3 protein-coding genes and 1 pseudogene are annotated in these 5,178 nt (G+C 51.9%); 1 reads left to right on the forward strand and 3 read right to left on the reverse strand.

Going from position 1 to position 5,178, the window contains the following annotated elements:
• From dusB to WBV75_RS00700, 3 genes are all read right to left on the reverse strand, one after another.
• Nucleotides 1-836 (reverse strand): tRNA dihydrouridine synthase DusB (gene dusB / locus WBV75_RS00690; protein ID WP_424118743.1); only part of this gene is annotated, 836 nt, incomplete at its 3' end.
• A gap of 53 nt (nucleotides 837-889) precedes the next feature.
• On the reverse strand, nucleotides 890-3,301 hold the full coding sequence (locus WBV75_RS00695) for an outer membrane beta-barrel protein (RefSeq protein WP_424118744.1): 2,412 nt from the start codon (nucleotides 3,299-3,301) through the stop codon (nucleotides 890-892).
• Between the two features lie 150 nt (nucleotides 3,302-3,451).
• The gene (locus WBV75_RS00700; RefSeq protein WP_424118745.1) at nucleotides 3,452-4,681 is read right to left on the reverse strand and encodes a M28 family peptidase; all 1,230 of its coding nucleotides are present in this window, start codon (nucleotides 4,679-4,681) and stop codon (nucleotides 3,452-3,454) included.
• Between the two features lie 35 nt (nucleotides 4,682-4,716).
• Between WBV75_RS00700 and WBV75_RS00705 the strand changes: the two are divergent.
• A pseudogene (locus WBV75_RS00705) lies at nucleotides 4,717-5,178 on the forward strand (hypothetical protein); the annotation flags it as partial.

Consider the following 5,178-nt stretch of genomic DNA (forward strand, 5'->3'; position numbering starts at 1 on the left):
CCCAAAGTCTCGCCTTTCCAGTCGATGGACATTTGCAGGTGCCTCCGTGCGGCGGTCACCCTTTGTTCCATGGTCGGGGGCGGCAGGTGCGCCCCGGTTTTAAAAAAGTGTTTGACCTCACTGAAAAACCAGGGGTATCCTATTGAGGCGCGCCCGATCATCGCCCCGTCCAGGCCGTAATCGTCGCGCATACGCATAGCTGCTTCGGGGCTATCCACATCCCCATTGCCAAATACGGGGATATGCATCCTGGGGTTGTTTTTCACCCGGGCAATCGGTTTCCAGTCGGCCTCCCCCTTGTACATCTGTACCCGGGTGCGCCCATGGATGGAAATTGCCTGTATACCTACATCCTGCAGGCGCTCGGCAACCTCTACAATTTTAATGGATTCGCTGTCCCACCCCAGTCGGGTCTTAACTGTCACCGGCAGGTGGGTGCGTTTGACCATGGCTTCCGTCAGCTTTACCATCAATGGGATGTCCCTTAAGATACCGGCCCCGGCGTTTTTACATACCACCTTTTTAACCGGGCAGCCGAAATTGATGTCGATGATGTCCGGGTTCGTCTCCGTGACGATATCGATGGCCTGCAACATGGAGTCGAGTTCCGCCCCAAAAATCTGAATCCCCACCGGCCGCTCCTTTTCGTAGATATCGAGTTTGATCACGCTTTTCGCGGCATCCCGGATCAGGCCTTCGGAAGAGATAAACTCCGTATACATCACATCGGCGCCCTGCTCCTTGCACAGGGTGCGAAAAGGAGGGTCGCTCACATCCTCCATAGGGGCGAGCAACAGGGGGAATTCCGGGAGTTCAATACTGCCTATTTTGGGCATGGCTGTGGGTTTGGAAGTGCAAAATTACAAATTACCCTGAAACTCCTGCGGGATTACTCATTTTCAATGCGTTGCAGCTCCTCTTTGTCCAGGTCCGCATCCCGGTTCTGCAAGCGGAAGTTTCCAAAATTATAGGTAAAGCCCAGGCGTACAAAGCGGGTTTCCGGACGCCCAAAAAAGCGGATATCCTGGTTGGCATACCGGGTGGTGTAGGTGGCGTTTGCCCGGCCTAATACATCTTCCACAACCAGGGAAAGCACCGCCCGATCGTCCCAAAAGGTCTTTCGCAACCCGAGATCCAGGGTGATGGTTTCAGACATGACCGCTGCCCCGTCCAAAAAACCACTCAGATAAAGGAGGTTGGCCTCCCCGGTAAGACTTCCATCTTTGGACAGCGTAAGGGAATTACTCAAATATCCGTAAAAGCCGGTGATTTTATTCGCGTAGGTTTCAATATCGCTCTCTTCGGCGAAAATGGTGTTCTCCTCGTAGAAAAGGGAACTGTAGGCGTACAAATACCAAAAGGAGGTGATAGAGGTGGAAACAGTAACGTCCAGCCCGTAGGAGATGCTTGATTCTACATTTTGTTCGGTTTCCCGCAGGGTCAGGTTCTCATTGTCCTGAAAGCTGATTGAGCTCAGGTAATTGCCCGGATCCCGATAATAGAGGTCTACAAAAAAAGTGTCGTTCAGGGTCCAGTTCAGGTTGAGCTCATGGCTAAAGGCAGGCACGAGGTTCGGGTTTCCTTCCACAAAATCATTCTCGTTGAGGAAAAATCGAAAAGGGTTTAAATCGGCGTAATTCGGTCGCGTCAGCCTGCGGGCATAGGTAAAAGACATGCTTTGGTTCTCCGTCAGGTCCCGGGATAGAAAAAGGGAAGGAAAGAATTCCAGATAACTCTGCCGGTTAATCTCATCCAGGGTCAGGGATTCCGCCTTCACTTCGGTTTGTTCGGCCCGCAACCCCACCTTGAGCGTCCAGGGATCCCAATTTTTGTTGAACGAGGCATAGGCCGCATAGACCTCCTCGTCGTAATTAAACCGGTCCGAAAGGTTTATGTCAAAAGAACTTTGGTTGTCCTGCCCTACAAAGTATTCAATGGTATTCCTGGAGCGAATAAAGGAGCCTTTGACCCCGGCTTCAAAAGTACCTGAGGGTATAGGGGTATACCAGTCCAGCTGACCGGTGAAAATGTCGATGAACTGTTCGGCGTCTGTGGTAAATGGGAAATCCCGAAGGAAGGCACCCGAAGGGTCAAAATACGTTGTGAGTCCGTCCTGGGCACTTGTTTGCTCATAGTAGGTATAGTGGCCGTTTGCTTTTAGGGTAGCTCCTTCTTTTTTGAGTTTACGGGTGTAATTCAGATCCACAGACGTATTGATCTGATCTGTCCGTGTTTCCTGCAGTGTCTGCAGGGTTGAGTCAATCGCCCCGGCCCCGTTTCTCATAACCGTTTGTAGGTTGTAGTTACTTATTTTGTCCGGGGAATAGGTGAAGTTGGAGGTCAGGTTGAGCTGATCGCGCTCGGAAAGGTCATAGTCCAGGATAAGGTTTAACTGTTGGGCCTGGGTCCGGCTCACCCGATCCGTTTGGGTACTCCATCGGGAAAACACGGTATTTTGGTCATTGATAAAGTTGACGTCGTTTTCAATTTCCAGGAGCGTCTTCTGCGGACTAATGGAATAGTTGGCAAAAATGCCAAACTTCTCCCCTTTGTAGTAATGGCTTGTAGAAAAGCTGTATTTGGGAAAAACGGCCTGGGTATATTGTGCCCGGACGCTTCCCTTATACCCCGGGACGATATTCTGCCGGGTCCGGATATTGAGCACCGGGCCATCCTCTGCCTCAAAACTCGCCGGGGGAATGGGGATGACTTCCACGGAGGAAATCGCACTTCCATCCAGCCCTTTGAGCAGGTCCAGGATCTCGTCCTGTGACAATTGAACTTTCCGATCATTGAGGTAGACGGTCGCCGGTTGCCCGCGAATTTCCAGGTTATCCTGCACCGTGACCACCCCCGGGGCATTGCGCAAAATATCCCAGGTGCTCCCCTCGCTGATCACCGTATTTTCCACATTGAAAACGACCCGATCCGCCTGTCGTTCAATGGTGGGGCGCTGCCCGGTGACGACGACTTCGTCCAGATTCTCCCCGGCCTCTTCCATAATCAGGGCCCCAATACGTATATCCGACCGGACTTCCAGGGGGACGAGTACGGATTGATACCCAAAATAAGTCGCCTGTAAAAAATAGAGGTCTTCCTCGATGTCTTTGAGGGTAAAACGGCCAATGTCATCTGCTGAGGTACCTTTTATCTGGGCACTGTCCTGAGCCCGGAGCAACAACACATTGGCAAGCGGAAGTGGCACTCCGTCCGTATCCTTGACGGATCCGGAGATTTGAAAGGTCTGGCTGGTTAGCACAAGGGGAAACAACCCTAAAATAAGGAGAATTTTGAGCTTCACGTTTTGAATGGCCTGGCCTAAATCTATAACATTTTTCCTACAAAAATTTGCATTACGGCCTAATTATGGCATCGCTGCCTGTCTGAGTCCCCACACGTGAAAAGTGGAAACGGAAGCCCTGAAGATATTGGTTCAGTAGCCCAGGGCCTTTTAAAATGTGATTTTTGTGCTCACCTGCTCCCCGTCCCGGGTGACCACAACCGTGGTCTCATCCCCAGTTTCAAAAACAGAGAGGGCGCGCATATAACTCATCATGTCCACAACCGTACTGTCCCCTAACTGTACGACAATATCACCCTTTTGAAGCCCTGCTTTTTGGGCGGGTTTGTCTTCGCTCACCCCATCGATACGCATCCCCTCACCGGAAAACAGGTAGTCCGGGATAACGCCCATAGCCACCTTAAAACGGGGGACCTCTTCACTTTCGTTTTTTGTGGTCCTGAAGGCCACTTCCTCCTGGGCTTCCATGGCTTCAGTAAGCTCAAGGATATAGCCGGCAATAAGGTCCATCCCCTCGTAATTGAGCAATTCCGCATCGTCCGAGGGCTTGTGGTAGTCCTCGTGCTGCCCGGTAAAGAAGTGCAGTACAGGAATGTCCTGCAAGTAAAAGGACGTGTGGTCGGAGGGGCCTACGCCCGATTCACTCAGGACAAGGTCAAACCCGGGATTCAGGGAATTCAGCATTTGGGGCCATAACGGGGTGGTCCCGGTACCGCTGACCGAAAGGGTTTTCTCCTCCCGAAGACGTCCCACCATATCTAAATTGATCATATAGGGAACCTGTTCGAGGTCCAGGGCGGGGTTTTTGGCAAAGTAGTTCGACCCTAAAAGGCCCATTTCCTCCCCGGAAAAGAAGAGTATCAGGTAATTGTCCCGGGCCTCCGGGCGCTCTTTGAGCATTTTGGCCAACTTCAAAAGTACCGCTACCCCACTTGCATTGTCATCAGCCCCATTGTGAATAGCGGGTTCCCCCCGGTAAAGGGAGCCTTCCCCTCCCATACCCAGGTGGTCGAAATGTGCTCCCAGGATCACAGTTCGCGCTCCCCCATTATCTATAAGTCCAAGGACGTTCCGGGCGTTCAGGCTGCTGTCGGTGACCTTGCCAAATTCAATTTCCGAATGCGGGTCAAGCCTGGGTTTAAAACTAAACTCCTGGGTGTAATCCCCTTCTGTGGTTATGGGCTCCAGACCCAAATCCGCCAGGCGCTGTTCCAGGTAGCTGGCGGCCATTCGCGCGCCCTCACTCCCCGTTTCACGGCCTTTGAGGGAGTCGCTGGCCAACACCCGGACGTCTTCCTCCATTGTAATATTGGGCAGCTCTTTCTCCTTGCAGGAAAGCCCCAGTAAAAGAATTCCCAGTAAAAACGTGCTTATCTTCATAACTAGCCTCTATTTTTGTCAAAAATACACAACCTATGAGAATCTACTATTTGGCTTTGTTGGGAATTTTATTCGCCGGCTGTAAAGGAGATCCGAAAACCGTAGCCCCTGCCGAAACCCCCGCTGAGAGCCCCATGGCGATGTCTTCCGACACCCTGATTTACCCGGGTGAAAAACACTTCGCCTCCATACGGCAAATCACTTTTGGGGGAGACAATGCCGAAGCCTACTGGAGTTTTGACGACAGCAAGGTTATTTTTCAATCCAATGCCGAGGCGTGGGGCATGGAATGCGACCAGATGTTCCTGATGAATGTAGGCGAAACCTTTGAAGATAAGAAACCACCCATGCTCAGTACCGGGATGGGCCGGACTACCTGCGGTTATTTCCTCCCGGACAATGAGCACATCTTATACGCCTCCACCCATTTACAGGGTACGGCCTGCCCGGAGGTGCCTTTGAGGGAAAACGGAAACTACGTCTGGCCGGTATACGAC

Origin of the sequence: Robiginitalea sp. (assembly GCF_049588695.1) — a bacterium.
Classification (GTDB): domain Bacteria; phylum Bacteroidota; class Bacteroidia; order Flavobacteriales; family Flavobacteriaceae; genus Robiginitalea.

Coding starts and splice junctions, on each gene's coding strand:
- WBV75_RS00700 (WP_424118745.1), bottom strand. CDS start 4,681: ATGAAGATAAGCACGTTTTTACTGGGAATTCTTTTACTGGGGCTTTCC.